15 protein-coding genes and 1 pseudogene are annotated in these 18,426 nt (G+C 69.9%); 5 read left to right on the plus strand and 11 right to left on the minus strand.

The window, feature by feature from the left end:
- Positions 1-2 precede the first annotated feature (2 nt).
- Positions 3-1,319 carry a DUF2254 domain-containing protein gene (locus FZ029_RS18365; RefSeq protein WP_149270757.1) on the plus strand — a complete coding sequence of 439 codons (1,317 nt, stop codon included), beginning with the start codon at positions 3-5 and terminating at the stop codon, positions 1,317-1,319.
- A gap of 34 nt (positions 1,320-1,353) precedes the next feature.
- Here the strand turns inward: FZ029_RS18365 and FZ029_RS18370 are convergent, their stop codons facing one another.
- A complete protein-coding gene (locus FZ029_RS18370) occupies positions 1,354-1,908 on the minus strand; it encodes a sigma-70 family RNA polymerase sigma factor (protein WP_149270759.1) in 555 nt (184 codons plus the stop codon).
- A 45-nt stretch (positions 1,909-1,953) separates the two neighbouring features.
- A complete protein-coding gene (locus FZ029_RS18375) occupies positions 1,954-3,051 on the minus strand; it encodes an ABC transporter substrate-binding protein (RefSeq protein ID WP_149270761.1) in 1,098 nt (365 codons plus the stop codon).
- 178 nt (positions 3,052-3,229) lie between these two features.
- On the opposite strand from FZ029_RS18375, the gene FZ029_RS18380 reads away from it, so the two are divergent.
- Positions 3,230-3,913 (plus strand): response regulator transcription factor, encoded by a 684-nt coding sequence (locus FZ029_RS18380; protein ID WP_149270763.1) that lies wholly within the window; start codon positions 3,230-3,232, stop codon positions 3,911-3,913.
- 7 nt (positions 3,914-3,920) lie between these two features.
- Here FZ029_RS18380 and FZ029_RS18385 read toward each other — a convergent pair whose 3' ends face one another.
- Both FZ029_RS18385 and FZ029_RS18390 read right to left on the minus strand, forming a co-directional pair.
- A complete protein-coding gene (locus FZ029_RS18385; RefSeq protein ID WP_211104168.1) occupies positions 3,921-7,400 on the minus strand; it encodes a PAS domain-containing hybrid sensor histidine kinase/response regulator in 3,480 nt (1,159 codons plus the stop codon).
- An 86-nt stretch (positions 7,401-7,486) separates the two neighbouring features.
- A complete protein-coding gene (locus FZ029_RS18390) occupies positions 7,487-8,221 on the minus strand; it encodes a DUF4396 domain-containing protein (protein WP_149270767.1) in 735 nt (244 codons plus the stop codon).
- Positions 8,222-8,385: 164 nt separating this feature from the next.
- Between FZ029_RS18390 and FZ029_RS18395 the strand changes: the two genes are divergently transcribed.
- Positions 8,386-8,709, plus strand: coding sequence for a hypothetical protein (locus tag FZ029_RS18395; protein WP_149270769.1), 324 nt, complete (start codon positions 8,386-8,388; stop codon positions 8,707-8,709).
- 17 nt (positions 8,710-8,726) lie between these two features.
- Here the strand turns inward: FZ029_RS18395 and FZ029_RS18400 are convergent, their stop codons facing one another.
- From FZ029_RS18400 to FZ029_RS33635, 6 genes are read right to left on the minus strand one after another with little or no spacing between them, the layout of a single operon-like run.
- Positions 8,727-9,635 carry a UbiA family prenyltransferase gene (locus FZ029_RS18400; protein WP_149270771.1) on the minus strand — a complete coding sequence of 303 codons (909 nt, stop codon included), beginning with the start codon at positions 9,633-9,635 and terminating at the stop codon, positions 8,727-8,729.
- Entirely contained in the window at positions 9,611-10,792 is a 1,182-nt protein-coding gene (gene eboE / locus FZ029_RS18405; protein ID WP_149270773.1) for a metabolite traffic protein EboE, read from the minus strand. The genes FZ029_RS18400 and eboE overlap by 25 nt, the downstream gene beginning before the upstream one ends.
- Positions 10,792-11,985 (minus strand): 3-dehydroquinate synthase, encoded by a 1,194-nt coding sequence (locus FZ029_RS18410; RefSeq protein ID WP_149270775.1) that lies wholly within the window; start codon positions 11,983-11,985, stop codon positions 10,792-10,794. Before FZ029_RS18410 ends, eboE begins: the two co-directional genes overlap by 1 nt.
- Complete coding sequence (locus FZ029_RS18415) at positions 11,982-13,364, minus strand: nucleotide pyrophosphatase/phosphodiesterase family protein (RefSeq protein ID WP_149270777.1); 1,383 nt, start codon at positions 13,362-13,364, stop codon at positions 11,982-11,984. The genes FZ029_RS18410 and FZ029_RS18415 overlap by 4 nt, the downstream gene beginning before the upstream one ends.
- Before the next feature lie 5 nt (positions 13,365-13,369).
- Positions 13,370-14,293, minus strand: coding sequence for a TatD family hydrolase (locus tag FZ029_RS18420; RefSeq protein WP_211104169.1), 924 nt, complete (start codon positions 14,291-14,293; stop codon positions 13,370-13,372).
- 4 nt (positions 14,294-14,297) lie between these two features.
- On the minus strand, positions 14,298-14,945 hold the full coding sequence (locus tag FZ029_RS33635; protein WP_247892375.1) for an EboA domain-containing protein: 648 nt from the start codon (positions 14,943-14,945) through the stop codon (positions 14,298-14,300).
- 310 nt (positions 14,946-15,255) lie between these two features.
- Here FZ029_RS33635 and tcuA point away from each other — a divergent pair, with 310 nt between their 5' ends.
- Positions 15,256-16,614, plus strand: coding sequence for an FAD-dependent tricarballylate dehydrogenase TcuA (tcuA, locus tag FZ029_RS18430; protein WP_149270783.1), 1,359 nt, complete (start codon positions 15,256-15,258; stop codon positions 16,612-16,614).
- On the plus strand, positions 16,601-17,716 hold the full coding sequence (gene tcuB, locus FZ029_RS18435; RefSeq protein WP_149270785.1) for a tricarballylate utilization 4Fe-4S protein TcuB: 1,116 nt from the start codon (positions 16,601-16,603) through the stop codon (positions 17,714-17,716). The genes tcuA and tcuB overlap by 14 nt, the downstream gene beginning before the upstream one ends.
- Positions 17,717-17,871: 155 nt before the next feature.
- On the opposite strand, the pseudogene FZ029_RS18440 reads toward tcuB, so the two are convergent.
- Positions 17,872-18,426 (minus strand): annotated as a pseudogene (locus tag FZ029_RS18440) (aldehyde dehydrogenase (NADP(+))); the annotation flags it as partial.

Genomic DNA, 18,426 nt, shown 5'->3' on the forward strand with positions numbered 1-18,426 from the left:
GATTGAAGGGCCGACTGCGTCATTACTGGATGTTTCTGCGCGAGAGCCTGTGGTTCGTGCCGCTGCTGATGAGCAGCGCGGCGATGGCGCTGGCGGTCCTTCTCGTCACCAGTGGGCCGGTGCTGCCCGACGGGGCGGCCGAGCTGTGGCTGGTCTACAGCGGCGATCCCGAAAGCGCCCGCCAAATGATGGGTGCCCTGCTGTCGGGCATCATCACGATGACGTCGCTGGTTGTCTCCATCACCGTCGTGGTGTTGACCCTGGCCGCCGGGCAGCTCGGTCCCCGTCTGGTGCGCAATTTCATCAGCGATCCGCAGACGCAGGTGGTGCTGGGACTGTTCATGGCGACGATTCTCTATCTGCTGGTGGTTTTTCGCAGCATCGGCGCCCCGTCCGACAATGCGATCCCCCATTTCGCGATCACCGTCGGGACCGCGCTTTCGGCCTTGTGTCTGTTCGTGCTGCTGTTCTTCGTGCACAAGCTGGCGCGGTCGATCATGTACGACAACGCGGTTCGCGACGTGTCGCGCCAGCTGCGCGCCTCCATCGACCTGCTGATGCCGGAGGATGCGGACGCGGGAAAAATGCCGCCGCCGGTGCCGGAGGATGCTGTGTGGTTCGGGCTGGGAGAGGACGGCTATGTCCAGGCGGTCGACTTCGACATGCTCGTGCGCAAGGCCTGCGAGGCCGACGCGGTTCTGTGGCTCGACGTCCGGCCCGGGCATTTCGCTCTCGTCCGCGGCCGGCACCTTGCCGTGCATCCGCCGGAGGCCTGTGACGAGGCGTTCCGCCGCTCAATCCGGGAGGCCTTCATCGTCGGGACCGAGCGGACCCCGACCCAGGACCTTGAATATGGCATCCGCCAGTTGGTGGAGATGTCATTGCGGGCGCTGTCGCCGGGGATCAACGATGTCTACACCGCGCTGACCGTCATCGACATGCTGTCCTCGGCGCTGTCCCGCATCTTTGAACGGCCGCTGCAGGTGGCGGTGCTGTGCGACAAGACGGGCGCTGTGCGTGTGGTTCGTAACGTGACCGACCATGACGGGCTGGTGCGGGCGGCCTTCGATCAGATCCGCCAGGCGGGCGCCACCATGCCGGGCGTCCTGATCCGCGTGGCGGAAGCCCTCGAGGCTCTGGCGCCCTATGCGAGCGACGAGCCGCGTCGGCAGCCGCTGCTGGCGCAGATCGCCCTGATCGAGGCCACGGGCGAGCGGAGCGACTTCCTCGACCGTGACCGCGAGGCGTTGCGCTTCCGCTGCCGCAGCGCGCGGGACAGTCTGTCGGACCGGACTGTCGACTGCCGGGCTGCCGGCTGAAGGGCTTCGGCCCGGAACCGGGCCAACTGACCGTTCACCGGGCCATTTCCGAATATCCGGCCGAGCGGGCGGACATCGGCAGTCCGGTGCGCCGGGCCAGGGGTGGACGGTGCGGCGTCTCGCAGTCGGTCCGCAGCCGGTTGCGGGCGCGGGACAGGCGGGACCGGACGGTGCCGACCGACACCCCCAGCTCGTCGGCCGCTTCGAGATAGCTGTCGCCGTTGACGGCGACGATGCGGATCAGCCGCTGATGTTCCTCCGAGAGCCCGTCGATGGCCGTTGCCACCTCCCGCAGCAAAACCTGATGGTCCTGTGACGGCCCGCTGGCCATTTCCCCGTCCATCACCTCCACTTCGCCGAAGCGGCGCTTGCGGGTCCATTTGCTGTAATGGACGTTCTTCAGGATGGTGCAGAGCCAGGCTTCCAGGTTCGTGCCCTGCTCGAACTTCTCGCGGTGGCGGAGCGCACGTTCCATGCAGTCCTGGACGAGGTCGTCGGCCTCTGCGGGGTTGCGGGTCAGGCTGCGCGCGAAGCGCTCCATCGCAGGCATGGACCGGATCAGGTCCCGGTCGAAGTCATAGGTCATCATGCGCTCCTTATGGGTTGGCGCAGGGGGGGCTCCCTGGTTTCGGGCCTAGTTCCGGGAAGTCTCCGGCGGCTGCAGGGAGGCGGATCGGTCGAAGCTGTTCTCGGCGATGCGGAACCACAGGTGCTGGGCGTCGCAGAACGGCTTCCATGAGGCGTAGACTTTGCGGAAGCGGCTGCTCGCCGCGGCCAATGCTTCCAGCTGCTCCTCGGTGGCCCGGTGGGCGGCTCGCAGGATTTCCAGCGGAAAGGGACGAAGGATCGCGCCTTCGGCCGTCAGTTGCTTCAGGGCGGCGGGGTTGAGGGCGTCGTAGCGTGCGGTGATCCAGAGATTAGCTTCGGCGCAGGCGACCTCCACCGCCTCCCGGTACTCCGGCGGCAGCCGGTCCCGGGCCTGACGGTTGACGTAGCAGGACAGTTGCGCGTTCCCCTCCAGAAAGCCGGGGTAGTAGCAATAGGGCGCCGCCTTGTGCAGACCGAGCCGCAGATCGTCATGGGGGCCGGCCCAGGCTGCCGCGTCGAGCGTCTTGTCCTCCAGCGCGGCGCGCAGCCGGTCATAGCCTGTTCGCTGCGGCTGTCCGCCCAGGTGGCGAAGCACCTCGGCGGCCATGCCGGACACGCGGAACCTCAGCCCGTTCAGATCCTGCGCGGCGCGAATCTCCCGCCGGAACCAGCCTCCCAGTTGGGAGCCGGTGTTGCCGACCGGGAACGGGACCACGTCGTGGTCGGCAAGCAGTTCGCGGACCAGCGCCAGTCCGCCGCCCTGGTACATCCAGGCATTCTGCTGCCGCGCGTTCAATCCGAAGGGAACCGAGGTGTCGAAGACCAGCGCCGGCTCGCGGTCCATCGCCTGATAGCTGGCACCCAGTCCGATCGGCGCGCCGCCGCTGCCGACGAAATCGAGCATCGGCTGGTCCGCCGTCGGCCGCAGGGAAGGGTCGCGGTCGATGACGAACCGGTTTCCGGTCAGCCCGGCGACGCGGCGGACGAGGAACTCCACCCCACCGTTCAGGATGTCCAGCTCCCTCGGGAAGGTCGAGGCCAGCGGCCATCGGATCTGCGGCGGCCCTTGTGCGATCGCCGGGGCGGCGAGCACGGCTCCGCCCAGCCCGAGGCCCATGGCCGTCAGGAGGTTGCGCCGCTTCATCGGTCCTGCTTCCGTTTCCGGTCGACACCGCCGGGACACTGGTCGTCCGCATTAGCCCATCGGCGCAATGCGGTTTCCGGCGGCGCGAAGTGTTTCTCACTCGTTCAGAAAGCTATGTCCTCCCCGTCGTGACTTCCATGTGACTTTGGTTTAGCGGCGAAGCCAACAGGACCCGATCATGCCCACCCACATCGTCGTCGCCGACGATCACCCCATGTTCCGCGACGCCATGCGTCTCGCCATCGCCCGCGCGCTGCCCGAGGCCGAGATCGTCGAGGCCGGGACGCTGGATGCTGCGGCGGCGGCGCTGGAGGAAAGTCCGGACGCCGACCTGCTCCTTCTCGACCTGAACATGCCGGGGATGCAGGGCTTCGCCGGTCTGGTCTATCTGTGCAGCCGCTTTCCCGCCCTGCCCATCGCAGTGATCTCCGCCAACGAGGAGCCGCGGGTGATCCGCCGCGCCCTTGGCGCCGGTGCCTGCGGCTACATCCCGAAATCCGCACCGTCCGACATGCTGGGCGAAGCGTTGCAGGCCTTGCTGGCGGGCGAATTGTGGCGGCCGGCGCTGCAGGAGCCGGACGGTGCCGGCAGGGAAGAGGATGCGGCGGCCTGGATCGCCAGCCTGACGCCGCAGCAGGTCCGGGTCCTGATGATGCTGAACGACGGGCTGGTGAACAAGCAGATCGCCTATGAGCTGGGCGTGTCCGAAGGCACGGTGAAGGCGCATGTCTCGGCGATCCTGCAGAAGCTGGGCGTCACCAGCCGGACCCAGGCCGTGATCCTCGTCCGCCAGTTGGCCGAGGACGCCGACGCCCCGCAGGAGCTGATCCGCCGTGCGGCGGAAGAGCGGCAGGCCGGCTGAGGCAGGCTTATTCAGCCGCCGGACACGCGCCGGTCAGACGGCGCATCAGCGTGCGCAGGGCGGCCGGGCGGATCGGCTTGTTCAACACCGGCAGACCGAGACTCTCCGCCCGCTCCTTGACGCCGGCGGACCGGTCGGCGGTGATCAGGGCCGCCGGGACCGGCTGGCGCAGCCGCTGACGCACCGCCTGGACGCAGGCGAAACCGTCCTCTCCCTCGTTCAGATGGACGTCGGCGAGGATGAGATCCGGTGCTCCGCTTTCCGCTTCGGCCAGGGCGGCGGCAAGGCCGGTGGCGGTCTGCACCCGGCAGCCCCAGCCGCCCAGCATCGTCCGCATTCCGTCCAGGATGGTGGGATCGTTGTCGATGCACAGGATGCTTGTCCGCTCGGCCGGCGTGGCCTGCGCATCCGCCGCCTGACGATCGGCCTGCGCATCCGGCAGCGACACGCCGCGCGGGATGCGGACGCCGAAGACCGTTCCGCGGCCGGGGATGGAGTGCAGCGTGACCGGATGGTCGAGCACGCGGCCGATGCGCTCGACGATGGACAGCCCCAACCCCAGCCCATGCTCCACCCCCGGTGCCTCGGCGAAGCGCCGGAACTCGCCGAAGACCTGGGCCTGCTTGTCCTCCGGAATGCCGATGCCGGTGTCGCAGACCTGGACCACGACATGGCCGGCGACCCGGCGCGCGCCCAGCAGCACCCGGCCCTGCGGCGTGTAGCGGATCGCGTTCGCCAGCAGATTCTGCAGCAGCCGGTGCAGCAGGCGCCAGTCGCTGTCGATGGCGAGACTGCAGGGCAGGATGCGCAGCTGCAGCCCCCGCTGCTCCGCCAGCGGCGCGAACTCCACCGCCAGCGTGGCGAAGAGCCGGCCGAGCGGGAAGCTCTGCCGCTCCGGCTTCACCGCGCCGGCGTCGAGCTGGGAGATGTCCAGCAACTCCCCCAGCAGTTCCTCCACCGACGCCAGGGCGCCGTCCAGCTTGCCGACCAGCGCGTCGTTCGGCATCCGGTCGCCCAGGCTGGACGCATAGAGCCGCGCGGCGTTCAGCGGCTGCAGCAGATCGTGGCTCGCCGCGGCGAGGAAGCGCGTCTTGTCCTGGCTGGCTTCCTCCGCCGCGGCCTTGGCACGGGCCAGTTCGGCGGTGCGCTGGCGGACGCGTAGCTCCAGCCGGTCCTTGGCTTCGGCCAGCGCCGCGGCGGCGCGGACACGCTCCGTCATGTCGGAAAAGGTGGTGACATAACCGCCGCCGGGCATCCGGCAGGTGTGCATCTCCAGGACGCTGCCGTCCGGCCGGTGCTGCTCGACCGGGCTGGTGATGCTGGCAAGGAAGACGTCGAGCTGCCGGGCGACGAGGGCGGCGGGATCGCCCTGGCCGTAGAGGCCATGCAGGGCGCCGAAGCGCAGGATTTCCGGAAGGGCGATCCCGGCCGGTTCCATCTCGGCCGGGATCGCCAGCAGCCGGCGGAAGCGGCGGTTCCAGCTTACCAGTCGCAGGTCCTTGTCGAAGACGGCGATCCCCTGAGCGACATTCTCCATGGTCGTCTGCAGGACGTCGCGGTTGTACTGGATGGCCGCCGTCGCGTCGTCCAGCAGCCTCAACGCGTTGCCCTTGCCGACGCTGTGCCGTTCCAGCGTCAGGGCCATCACCAGCCGGGCGGAGGCGGCGCCGATGGCGCTCGCCAGCAGTTTCTCCGTCTGGCGGATCAGGCGCAGGTCGGCCTCTCCCGTGCTGGAACCGGAAAGGCCGGCTAATCCGTGCTCCGCCCGTTCGGGGCCGAGATAGCGGGCGGCGACCGCCCGCAGCTCCTCCGCCGTGACGGAGCCGATGCGCGGTTCGGACCCGGCATGGCTCCACTGAAGGTCGGTGTCGGTGAAGGCGCCGGCCTGCAACCGCTCGATCGGTCGCGGCACCGTCCGGAGCGACACCGCGATGAAGGCCACGCTGTTGGCGAGCAGGCTCCAGGTCACGCCATGGACGAAGGGGTCGAGATGGAGGCCGAGCAGCCGCTGGGGCGCCAGCAGGCCGGATCCGAACGGGCCCGTGGTCAGGATGCCGGCCGACAGCCAGCCGGCCTCGATGACCGCCGGCAGCAGCAGGGTGTAGCCCCACACCACGAAGCCGGCGACGACGCCCCAGAAGGCGCCGGTCCCGGTGGCTCCCCGCCAGATCATGCCGCCGATCAGGGCCGGCGCGAACTGCGCCACCGCGGCGAGGCTGACGAGGCCGATGGAGGCCAGCGGAAAGCCGGTCCCGACCATCCGGTAGTAGACATAGGACAGCAGCATCAGCACCAGGATCGTCACCCGGCGGGTGCCCAGGATCAGCCGGCGCATGTCCAGACGGTCGATGCCGTTGCCGCGGCGGCGCAGCAGGATGGGCACCACCAGATCGTTGCTGACCATGTTGGCGATGGCGACGGAGGAGACGATCACCATGCCGGTGGCGGCGGACAGGCCGCCGACGAAGGCGATGGTCGTCAGGATTTCCTGCCGGCCGGACATCGGCAGGGCCAGAACCGTCATGTCGCGGTCCATTGTGCCTTCCGGAAACAGCAGGAGGCCGGCCGCGGCGATGGGGACGACGAACAGGGCGATGGCCGCGAGATAGGCCGGGAACAGCCAGGTCGCCAGCCGGATATGCTCCTCGTCCCGGTTCTCGATGACGGCGACGTGGAACATGCGCGGCAGGCAGAGGACCGACAGCCCGGCCAGCGCGGTCATGGTGATCCAGCTGGAGCCGTCAACGCCGCTGGCGAACTGGTGCCGCAGGTCCGGCTCGGCCGATGCCAGCCGCAGCAGGTCGGCCGGCCCGTCGAACAACCCCCAGGTCGCATAGGCGCCGATGGCGAGGAAGGCGGCCAGCTTCATCACCGCCTCCACCGCGATGGCCAGCATCATGCCCTCGTTGCGTTCGGTCGCATCGACGTGGCGCGTGCCGAACAGGATGGCGAACAGGGCGAACACGATTGCGGCGACCAGCGCGCTGTCGGCCCAGATCGGCGAAGCCGCCGGCTGCTCCAGCATCACGATCTCGGGATAGCGCAACAGGACGGCGAAGCTGGACGAGACCGCCTTCAGCTGCAACGCCATGTAGGGCACGGTGCCGACGACGGCGCCCAGCGTGACGATGGCCGCGACCGGCTGGCTCTTGCCATAGCGGGCGGCAAGGAAATCGGCGATGGAGGTGATGTTCTGCGCCTTGGCGATCCGCAGGATCTTGTGCAGCAGCGGCCATCCCAGCGTGAAGACCAGGATCGGCCCGATGTAGATCGGCAGGAAGGCGTAACCGCCGGTCGACGCCATGCCGACGCTGCCGTAGAAGGTCCAGCCGGTGCAGTAGACGGCCAGCGACAGCGCATAGACCAGCGGACCCGATCCCGCCCCCGACTGTGGCCCATCGCGGCGCGCCCGGCGGTCCCCCCAGGAGGCGATGGCGAACAGGAACCCGAAATAGGCCAGCGCGATGGCCAGAGCCGCTCCACTCATCAGCATGCCTCCAGAGTTCGGAGGTGGCGTCCTGCGGCACAACGGAAAAATCGGGGAGTATCAGGGCAAAAGGGGCTGCCGCCCGTCTACATCCTCTCCTTCACGCCGGTCGAAATCAGCCACCAGTTCACCGGATAGGCGGTGACGAAGCCGCAGAGCATGGCGATCTGCATCATGAACCAGAATTCCGCCGAAGCCGGTTCCAGCTTGGCGCCCAGCACAGTGCCGAACAGGTAGAAGCTGGCGAAGGCCATGAAGCCGTACATGCCGACCTGCCATGCCGTCAGCGAGGCCGCATCGGCCTTCACCGCCTGCACCAGCCCTTTGCCGGGGGAGAGGTTGCGCATCGGCTTGATGGTGAAATACTGAAAGGCGACGCCGAAGGTGAAGGCGAAGATGAAATCGACGATCCACACCGCGAACATCTTCTCGGCGAACAGGCTGCGCCAGCCGAACCAGACCGCCACCGTCGGCGCGAACACCACCAGCCATTCGGCGACGATGTCGCCCAGCGTGCAGCCGCTGCCGCAATGGGCCGCCCCCTTGGCGACCATCACCGGGAAGGGCGTGTCGCGCTTGCTCGGCATTTCCTCGCCGCGCTCCTTCGCCTGCCGCATCATCTCGTGCGTCGCCAGCCGGCCGTAGGTGAAATAGCCCCAGAGGGTCAGGACCGTCCCGAACAGCGCGGTCACCGGCCAGACGACGTTCATGATCCACATGTGCTGGGGATGGCGCGCCACATCGATCAGCACGATCAGGGCGCACAGCCCGCCGAAAACCAGGGTGGCGATGGACAACAGATGGAGCCAGTCGGGAACCATCGAAACAACCTCCGCGTCGCCGTGGACGGAGCGGGACGATGGCGTCCGGCCCCGGGCGTCAACTCGGCGTGGCGGCGGTGGGTTCCGGAGAGGATTTGATGGAACCGAATCCACTGGAGCGGATTTGCCTCACTCATCTCCACGATTTTCAGGGGCGCAGACAAATGGGTATCCGCATTCTCCAGACCTGTCTTTTCGCCGGCACCGCCTGCGTCCTCGCTTGGATCGCCGCGCCGTCCCAGGCCACCGCCCAGGATGCGGTCGTCGCCTGCCATACCCAGCAGCAGATCGAGCAGCTGGTCCGCGACAAAGGCCAGATCATGCCGGACGGCTGCCGCAACATCTGGATCAGGACGGTCAACCGGCCGACGGGCGACCTGTGCGTTCTCGACATCTCGCAAACCAACGGCGGCATCACCGGCGCCATCGTGGAGGCGACGACCGACACCCAATGGTGGGTCCGCTGCCGCGACCTCGAGCGCCGGTAGGCCTCCCGCTCCCCGGCTCATGTCCCCGGAATGACCTTCTGCAGCGCTAGGGTCAGCGGGAAGCACAGCGCCGCGGCAAGGGCGAGCGGGGCGGCGGCACCGGACCCGGCCGCGGCGATCAGCACGGCGTCGTAGAGCGCGATGGCGGCGATCAGGACCGCCACTGCGCGCGGAACGTCGCCCGGCGCGCGGCGGAACAGCCGATGCACGGCCCAGCCCGTCGCTGCCGCCAGAGCCGCCCACAGGGCAAGCGCCGCCGGGCTGCCGAGCGCAACCCACAGCGCACCGGCAAGCGGGACCGCCAGAACGCCGAGCGGCCAAGCATTGTCCAGCCGGTCGTAAGCTTCCTGCCGGGCGGCGAAGGTCAGCCCGACCACATGGCAGAACAGCCCGCCGGCCCCCAGCAGCATCCAGGGCGCTAGTGCGCCGCCACCCGCGATCGCCGCCGCGGTGGCGTAGGACATCAGGCGGCAAAGACCCATGATCGCCGGGGCGGTCGCCGTGCGCTTGTGCAGGGCGTCATAGAGCAGGATCGCACCGGCCAGCAGCCCGCCGCACAATCCGGCCTCCACCCCCGACAGGGCGGCCAGGGCGATGCCCAGCGCGATCAGAGCAAAGCCGGCGGCGAACACCGCGCCAAGCGAGGCGTCACCCTTCGGAATCGGGCGGCCCGGCCGTTCCCGCGCGTCGATCTTCGCATCGAAGGCGTCGTTCAGATACATGCCGCCGACATAGAACAGCGCCAGCACGATGGCTGCGCGGGCAACCCCGCTGCCGAACCCACCGCCGGCCATGCCGTCCAGCGTTCCGACGCCGGCGAGCGCGATCCCGGCCATGGCGTTGCTCAGCACCGTCGGCAGATTGGAAACCCGGCCGAGGATCAGGGCTGCGCGCGGGCGGATCAGGACAGCCGTTCCAACACCCATCGCATTTCCCTTTCGATTCCGTCGACGACGCTCATTGCGCCCGCGCCGCAGGCTTCGGCGGGCAGGACATCCCAGGTGTAGGTTTCGACCTCCAGATGCGGCGCCACCGGCCGGCCGCGGTGGATCGCCAGCACGCCCTCCAGGGCGTCGCTGGTGGAGCCGAGCGGCGGTTCCGGTTCGGCGAAGACCGGGACGTGGAAATGGACCCGCCATTCCTCGCCCTCGCCGCCGGGGCTTTCCAGCGCCTGCGGCAGGTCGAGAAAGCGCCTCACCGTTCCGTTTGCCGCGCGGGCGACGGTCTGGTGGAGATAAACGGCATCGCGGAACGCAGCCAACCGCTCGCGCGCCGCGGCATCGGCCCGGGCGATCCTCAGGGCGGCGCTGAGCTGGACCTTGTGGATCGGGATGCCGGCGGCGGCGAGGGCGGCCAGCGACTCCTCCGGCTCCTCGAAATTGACCGCCATGTGGCAGACATCGAGGCAGAGGCCGAGATGGCGCGGCAGCGCCGCTGCGGCCTCATCCGCCGTCAGCCCGGCAAGGGCGCAGAGGCGCCGCGCCGCGGCATCGGTGAACAGGTGCGCCCGGAAGAAGGCGACGGCATCGGCGGTGCTGTCCAGCAGGCACCAGGGTTCCGGCTCCAGCGCCAGCGCCACGGTTCGGCCGGTGCTTTGCTCCAGCCGGACCAGCCCGGCCACCGCCTGCAACAGCCCCTCCGCCACCGCCGCTTCGCGCCCGGTCACGCGTGGGGCGTAGCCGCCGGGCACGGTGCTGATCGTCGCGAAGCCGCCCGGCGGGACCAGGGCGGCCATGGTTTCCGCCAGGGAGAGGCTGTAGGCGACCCGCTCCGCCGTCGTCCAGTCCGGCTCATAGACGGACTCCTTGACCGGTGCGCCGTGGAAGCGGCCATAGGGGAAGCCGTTCATGGTGAAGGCCGCGAACCCCTCGCCGTCGAAGATCGCCGCCAGGTCCGCCGCCACGCCTGCCGTCTCGGCGGCCTCGGCCGACAGGCGCAGCCCGACGCCGAAGGGACGGTCCGGGCAGAGCCGGCGCTTGATCTCCCGCACCGGCCCCAGCAGGGCCGCCCGAACCTCGGCGAAGCTCTGGGTCGGGTGGACGTTCAGGCAATAGCCGAGCGTGCCGCCGCCGGACAGGCGCATCAGGCGGCCTCCCGCGCCGACAACCAGCCGATGGCGCTTTCGACCAGGGCGGCATCCATGGCGTTGACCTCGATTCCCCGGCCGATGCCCGCCAGCAGGGTGATGGTCAGCCGTCCGCCGAGATGCTCGCGGAACTCCTCCAGCCCGGCCAGCACCTGCGGCCGGCCGTTGCCGTCGCGGCGGGCCAGCGTCGGGTGCCACAGGCGGAAGCCCAGATGTTCCAGCAGGACGGCGACGCGCAGATCCTCGCCCTCCGGCAGCAGACCGGCCAGCACCGAATAGCGGGTGTCGAGCGCGATGCCGATGGCCACCGCCTCGCCATGGCGCAGGTGGTTGCGGCTCAGCGTTTCCAGCTTGTGCGCGGCCCAATGGCCGAAATCGAGCGGCCGGGCGCTGCCCTGCTCGAACGGGTCGCCGCCCTCGGCGATCTGGTGCATGTGCAGCTCGGCACAGCGGCGGATCAGGTGGGCGACGGCATCGGGCTCGAACAGGGTCAGCGCGTCGGCCGACCGCTCCAGCCATTCGAAGAAGGCGCCGTCGCGGATCAGCGCCACCTTGACCGCCTCCGCCATGCCGGCGATGCGGTCGCGCTGCGGCAGGCTGTCGAGGAAGGCGCCGTCGTTCACCACCGCCCAGGGCGGGGCGAAGGTGCCGATCTGGTTCTTGGCGCCGTTCAGGTTGATGGCGCTCTTCACCCCGACGCCGGAATCGTTCTGCGCCAGCACCGTGGTCGGCATGCGCACCAGCCGCACGCCGCGATGGGCGGTGGAGGCGGCAAGCCCGACCGCGTCCAGGAAGGCGCCGCCGCCGACCGCCAGCACATAGGAATGGCGGTCGATGCCGTGGCCGAGGATGGCGTCGTGCATCTGCCCGATCAGGGCCGGGTCGTTCTTCACCGCCTCCCCACCCGGCAGCAGGCGCGGTGGCGCCACCAGGGTCGGCAGATCCTCGCGGGCGGCGAAATGGGCGGCGATGGCCTCCGGCAGGGCCGGATGCCCGGCCAGCACGCCCATGTCGACGAAGGCGAGGCAGCGCGGGCGCGGATCGGCCCCGGCGGTTCCCATGGCGTCGGCCAATGTGGAATTGGCCGGGTAGAAGGCGTCGCGGGTGAAGGCGACTGCATAGTCGAAGGTGACGGCGAAGCGCTGGCGGATGATGGGGGAGCGGACGTCCGGATGGAGAATGGAAGTCATCGGGCGATCACCTCGTCGAAGAGATGGGCGAGCAGGAGGGACTTGACCGCCTCCGCCGGAACCGGTCCGTCGGGCAGCAGGCCGGGTTCGGAGGAGATCAGCAGCGGCCCGGCCTCATGCCGGTCGGTCGGTCGGCCGTGCGATCCCTTCACCAGCCCGGCGTCGAGCGGGATCACGTCCATCAGCGTGCGGAAGCCCAGCGCCTTCTTCGCCAGCCGCCAGCCGATGGACGCCTTCGGAAAGCGCAGGGCGGGGTCGAGGAACAGCTCCGCCGGGTCGTAGCCGGGCTTGCGGTGGATTTCCACGGTGCGGGCGAAGTCGGGCGCCCGGTCGTCGTCCAGCCAGTAGGGATAGCTGAACCAGCGGTCGGCGCGGCTGACCGCGACCAGTTCACCGGCGCGCGGGTGGCGGATGCCGGCGGCCCGCTGCGCCTCGGCGTCCAGCACCCGCTCCACCCCGTCGATCTTCAGCAGCAGGTCGCGCACCGCCGCCACCTGTTCGGGATGGCGGACATAGACATGGGCCAGCTGGTGGTCGGTGACGGCGAAGGCGGCCGAGGCGCCGGGGTCGAGCAGTTCGCCGCCCTGTTCCTCCCGCACCGCGATCAGCCCGGCCCAGCGCAGGGCGCGGTTGATGGCGATGGGGCCGGCGACGCCGGTGATGCCGTATTCCGACAGCACGACGACCCGCGTGCCCTCGCGCTCCGCCGCTTCGATCAGCGGGGCGGCCAGGGCGTCGACGGCGGCGACCTGGGCGGGGATGCGCGGGTCGTCGGGACCCAGCCGTTGCAGGTCATAGTCGAGATGCGGCAGATAGACCAGCGACAGGCTGGGGCGGAAGCGCCGCTCCACCTCCGCCGCGCAGTATGATATCCAGCGGCTGGAAACGATGTCGGCGCCCGGCCCCCAGAAGCGGAACAGCGGGAACGGCCCCAGCGCCTGCGCCAGTTCGCCGCGCAGGGTGTCGGGGTGGGTATGGATGTCCGGCAGCTTGCGGCCGTCGGCGGCATAGATCGGGCGCGGCGTGACGCTGATGTCTGCGCCGGAGTACATGTTGTACCACCAGAACAGCTTCGCCCCGACGAAGGCCGGGTCGCGCCGCCGCGCCTCCTCCCACAGCGTCTCGCCGGTGACCAGCCGGTTGCTCTGCTTCCAGAACAGGATTTCCGACAGGTCGCGGTCGTACCAGCCGTTGGCGACGCAGCCATGGCCGGAGGGGGGAAGCCCGGTCAGCATGCTGGCCTGCACCGAGCAGGTGACCGCCGGCAGCACCGGCACCAGCGGACGCATCCCCCGCGCCGCCAGCCGGGAAATGGCCGGGGCATGGGGCAGGAGGTCGGCGGTCAGCCCGACGACGTTCAGGACCAGCGTGCGCCTCATCGCCGTCAGACGTCCGCTTCGGCGGTCAGCGGCGAGTCCACCGTCGGGGCCTCAACCGTCGGGGTTTGCCCGCGCAGGACGGTGTTGCCTTCGAACAGCAGGCGCTGGTCGACCGGCAGCGGGATTTCCAGCTCCGCCGGGTCGAGCCGGCCGCTCTGGGCGTAGAAGGCGATGGGGTTGCGCCAGACGATGGTCTCGATGGCCTCTTCGGCGATGCCGGCATCGCGCATGGCCTGCGCGGTCTTCGGCACCTTCAGCGGGTCGCTGATCCCCCAGTCGGCGGAGCTGTTGACCATGATCCGCTCCGGCCCGAAGGCCTGGACCAGACCGACCATGCGCGGCTCGTCCATCTTGCTGCCGGGATAGATGGTGTGGCCGGCCCAGCAGCCGCTCTCCAGCACCATTTCCAGCGTCAGTTCATTGTTGTGGTCGATCAGGGTGAGGTGCGGCGGCATTCCGGCCTCGCGCAGCAGGTCCAGCGTGCGGCGGGTGCCGGCCTTCTTGTCGCGGTGCGGCGTGTGGATCATCACCGGCAGGCCGTGGTTCTTGGCCATCTCCACCTGCCGGGCGAGGATGTCGTCCTCCGCCGGGCTCATGTCGTCATAGCCGATCTCGCCCACCGCGACGACGCCCTCCTTCTCCAGATAGAGGTCGACCAGCTCCAGCACGCCGTCGACAATGTCGGTGTTGTTGGCCTCCTTCGGGTTCAGGCCCAGCGTGCAGAAATGGCGGATGCCGAACTGGCTCGCGCGGAAGCGTTCCCAGCCGATCAGCGACAGGAAGTAATCCTCGAAGCTGCCGGCGTGGGTGCGCGGCTGGCCCAGCCAGAAGGCCGGCTCGGTCACTGCGACGATGCCGGCCCGGCGCATGGCGGCATAATCGTCGGTGGTGCGCGACGTCATGTGGATGTGCGGATCGAACAGCTTCATCACGTCAGGTTCCCAGATCGAGGAGGAAGTCGAGGTCCGCCGGCACCGGCCGGTTGGATGCCCGCCGCTCGTCGCGGAAATCCGCGGCCATGCGGCGCAGTCGGGCTGTCGTCCGCTCCGCCAGCCCGATCACGCGGGCCAGCGGTGCGCCGGTGAACACCGCCTTCAGCACCATCTGGTTGAAGACCGGCTCGGCGAAATGGGCGGCGGGAAAGCGGTTGTCGCAGGCGATGGCCTCGAACACCGGCTGCACGCTGGACCGGCAGGCGTCGGCGGCGAGATCGGCGAAGCGGCCAGGGTCGGGCAGCAGCGTCAGCGACTGGAGGATCGCCGCACGCTCCGCGCTGTCGGACCGGCGGAAGGCGGTCGCCAGCCGGGCGGGGGCTTCCTCGCCCGCGGCATGGACGGACGCGGCGAGCAGGGCGGCGCGGGCGATGCGGGCGGGCGGCCAGCCCTGTGGCGCAGCACCGCCCAGCTTGCGGCCGGCAATCGCGAACAGCCGCATGAACTCCGCCGTGCCGGGCAGGGGCGGCGCGGCCACGGCGGTCTCAAGCCATGCCGCGGCCTCCCGGTCCTGTTCGACGACCAGGGCGGTCAGGATGCCCGGCATGGCTTCGGGTGCCGCAGCGGGCAGCATCGTTGGATCGGCCATCAGCAGTCCCCTTCGCCCATCCCTGCTCCACACGCCGCGGTCATCATGGGTGCCGGCTCCTGCATTGCGACGTTTCGGTGACCGATGTCGCAAGCGGGAGTGAAAACGCCCGCCCACAACAACTCCTATCGGATGCAAGAAATATACGTGTGTCAACCGATGATATTTGCCGATTGGACGTCGGGCGGGGCGCTGCCCTGTGTCGCAGGCCTTGGCCCTTCCCAGCACGGGTCGTCCGGGACTAAAGCCATGGCTTCCCAGGCTTCGTCCGGCAGACCGGGTGCGGACCGCCTTCTGCTGCGACTGATCGATGACCGGTGTCCCGTGCGACTGCGACGTTCTGGTGGTGGGTGGCGGGAACGCCGCGCTCTGCGCCGCCATCGCCGCCCGCCGGGCCGGCGCGGCGGTCCTGTTGCTGGAGGCGGCGCCCAAGGCGCTGCGCGGCGGGAATGCCCGCCATTCCCGCAACATGCGCGTCGTGCATGACGCGGCGACCGCGTGGGTGCGGGGACGCTATCCGGCCGATGATTATCTGGCCGACCTGCGGCGTGTGGCCGCCCCCGTCGATGGTGGGTTGGCCCGCCTGTTCGTCGACGCAAGCGCCGACATCGTCGATTGGCTGGCCGGCAACGGCGTGCGGTTCCAAAGCTGTGCCGACGAGGTTCTGCCTTATTCGCGCAAGACCGCCTTCTTCCTTGGCGGCGGCAAGGCCCTGGTCAATGCGCTCTACGCCACCGCCGAACGGCTGGGCGTCGCCATCCGCTACGACAGTGACGTGCGGGCGCTGGATCTGCGCGACGGGCCGCCTGCCGTCACCGTGGGGGAACCGGGCGTCACGGTACGGGCGCGGACGCTCGTCGTCGCATCCGGCGGGTTCCAGGCCGATCCCGACTGGCTGCGGCGGGAGTGGGGCGAGGCCGCCGGCCGGTTCGCGATCCGCGGCACCCCGCATGCGACCGGCGTTCCGCTGAAGGCGCTGCTGGAGGAGGGGGCGGAGCCGGTGGGGGCGGCGGACCGCTGCCACATGGTCGCGGTGGATGGCCGCGCGCCGCGGTTCGACGGCGGCATCGTCACCCGGCTGGACGGCATCGCCCATGGCATCGTCGTGGACCGCGACGGCCGCCGCTTCGCCGACGAAGGCGCGGTCATCGGGCCGTCGCGCTACACGGCCTGGGGTGAGTTGGTGGCCCGTTGTCCCGGCGCCGTCGCCTTCTCGATCTTCGATGCGGCCATCGGGACGCGGTTCCGGCCCTCCATCTTCCCGGCGATCCGGGCGGATGGCATCGGCGAACTGGCGCTGGCGCTGGGCATTCCGCCGCCGGCCCTGCAGGCCACGGTGGCCGGCTTCAACGCCGCGATCACCAACGGAGGCGGCACGGCGGGCGTCGATCCGCCGAAGACGCGGCTTGCCGCGCCGATCATGGTCCCACCCTTCGGCGCCTATCCGGTGCGGGCCGGCGTCACTTCCACCTGCCTGGGGGTGCGGGTCGACGAGCGTGCGCGGGTGCTGCGGCGGGACGGGACCGCCTTGGATGGTGTCCATGCCGCCGGGGTCGTCATGGCGCCCAACATCCTCGGCTGCGGCTATCTGGCGGGGAGCGCCATGACCGTCGGCGCCGTGTTCGGCCGCATCGCCGGTCGGGAGGCAGCGGCTTATGCCCGGCGCTGACGACTGGGAGCGGATCACGGCGGATGCGCGCCGGGCGCTGGACATCTGCAACGCCTGCCAGTTCTGCGACGGCTATTGCGCGGTGTTCTCCGCGCTGAAATTGCGAAGGCTGGTCTCGGCGGCGGACCTGACCTTCCTGTCCAACCTCTGCCACAACTGCCGGTCCTGCTATCACGCCTGCCAGTACGCACCGCCACATGAGTTCGACCTGAACCTGCCGAAAAGCCTCAGTCTGGTCCGGCAGCAGACCTACCGCGACCATGTCTGGCCGCCGGCGGCGAGGGGGCGCCTGCCCGGCGCAGGGTGGTCCTTCGTCGCCGCCGTCACCCTGGCCGCGATGGCGCTGGTGGCGCTGCCGGCGGTTCTGAGCCTGCCGGCGGAGGTGCTGTTCGGGCGGCATGCCGGGCCGGGCGCCTTCTACCGGCTGGTGCCGTGGGGGGCGATCGCTGGGGTCGCCGGGGCGGTGATGCTGTGGTCGCTGCTCGCCATCGGCTTCAGCGTCGCGTCCTTCTGGCGCGGCATGGGGCCGGCGCCGACCGGGGCGGCGCTGTTGCCGGCTCTGCGCGATGCGCTCCGCGATGCGGCCAGCTTGCGCAATCTCGGCGGCGGCGGGGCCGGCTGCAACGACCGGGACGAGCGCTTCTCCCAGGCGCGGCGGCGGTTCCATCACGCGCTGTTCCATGGGGTGGCGCTCTGCTTCGCTGCCACCGGCGTGGCGACCGTCTACGACCATGGGTTGGGCTGGCAGGCGCCCTATCCGCTGCTGAGCCTGCCGGTCCTTTTCGGAAGCCTCGGGGGCGTCGGGATGGTGGTCGGCACCGTTGGGCTGGCGCTGCTGAAGCGGCGCGCCGATCCCGAACCGGTGGCGCGGAGCCTGGCCGGCGCCGATTGCGCGCTGCTGGCGTTGCTGTTCCTGGTGGCGGTCAGCGGCCTCGGGCTGCTCGCGCTGCGCGGGACGGCGGCGATGGGGCCGCTGCTGCTGGTCCATCTGGGACTTGTCCTTGGCTGGTTCGCGACGCTGCCCTACAGCAAGTTCCTGCATGCACCCTTCCGCTTCGCCGCCCTGCTGCGGGCGGCGATGGAACGGCAGGGCAGGGACTAGTCCCCTCTCCCCCCGGGGAGAGGGTTAGGGTGAGGGGGGCGCGTTGCGAGGATCTTCAAGCATCGCGCACTCTCCGCGCACCACCAAATCCACCCTGTGTATCCCCCTCACCCCGACCCTCTCCCCAGGGGGGAGAGGGGGGATTGGGTTGGCGATCAGGCACGCCCCAAGTCTCCATCCACCCGCCGCCACAGCCCCAGCGGGTTGCCGTCGCGCAAGGCCTCCGGCAGCAGGTCGGGCGGCAGGTCCTGGTAGCAGACCGGGCGCAGGAAGCGGCGGATCGCCAGCGTGCCGACCGAGGTGCTGCGCGGGTCCGACGTCGCCGGGAACGGGCCGCCATGCACCATCGCGTGGCAGACCTCCACCCCCGTCGGCCAGCCGTTCGCCAGGATGCGGCCGGCCTTGCGCTCCAGCGTCGGGATCAGTCCGGCCACCGCCGCCTTGTCCGCCGCGTCCATCTGCAGGGTCGCCGTCAGCTGCCCTTCCAGCTTTTCCGCCACCGCCGTCATCGCCGCCACTTCGGGGCAGCGGATCAGCAGCGAGGCGGCGCCGAACACCTCCTCCTGCAATTCGGTGTCGGCCAGGAAGGCGTCCGCCGTCGTGGTGAAGAAGGCCGCCTGCGCCTGGTTCGGACCGCTGCAGGCCAGACCGCGCGCCAGTGTTGTCACGTCGCCGCTGCCGGCCAGCTTGGCGACGCCGGCGTCATAGGC

Origin of the sequence: Azospirillum sp. Sh1 (genome assembly GCF_008365135.1) — a bacterium.
GTDB lineage: Bacteria > Pseudomonadota > Alphaproteobacteria > Azospirillales > Azospirillaceae > Azospirillum > Azospirillum oryzae.